The organism is Tumebacillus flagellatus (assembly GCF_000714935.1).
Lineage (GTDB): Bacteria > Bacillota > Bacilli > Tumebacillales > Tumebacillaceae > Tumebacillus > Tumebacillus flagellatus.
This window is the reverse complement of sequence record NZ_JMIR01000105.1, coordinates 1-527: the sequence shown is the minus strand read 5'-3', so window position 1 is coordinate 527 and position 527 is coordinate 1. Positions and strand designations below refer to the sequence as shown.

The 527-nt window shown below is 50.9% G+C and carries 1 rRNA gene; it reads left to right on the top strand.

From position 1 onward, the window contains the following. Positions 1–75: 75 nt before the first annotated feature. Positions 76–192 (top strand): 5S ribosomal RNA (gene rrf / locus EL26_RS23160). Positions 193–527 lie beyond the last annotated feature (335 nt).

The following is a 527-nucleotide window of genomic DNA, read 5'->3' as shown; positions in this document are numbered from 1 at the left end:
GCTAGAGCGCACGACTGATAATCGTGAGGTCGGAAGTTCGAATCTTCTTGGGCCCACCATTCAACATATAGATGATCTAGTGATGATGGCGGAGAGGCCACACCTGTTTCCATCCCGAACACAGAAGTTAAGCTCTCCAGCGCCGATGGTACTTGGACCGCAGGGTCCCGGGAGAGTAGGACGTCGCTAGGCAACTGTCAAAAAGGCTCGATCTTCTTCGGAAGATCGGGTCTTTTTTGTGTTTTCGGGGCTTTCTCGCTGCCTGCTTTTTCGGGGGGCAAATAGGAGTAAAGAAGAGGAATACAGCGTAATGAAGAGAATGATAGATGTGAGGTGTCCGTAGGGTGCGATTTTGTCGGTTTTTGTCGTGATCAGTGCGTTGAACGTGCGCGAACCCCGTGTTAAGATTACTCCTGTCGCCGCGAGAGACACGCGGTGATGAAACGAAAGCAGCAACGGTGAGACATGAGCCATTAGCTCAGTTGGTAGAGCACCTGACTTTTAATCAGGGTGTCGAAGGTTCAAGT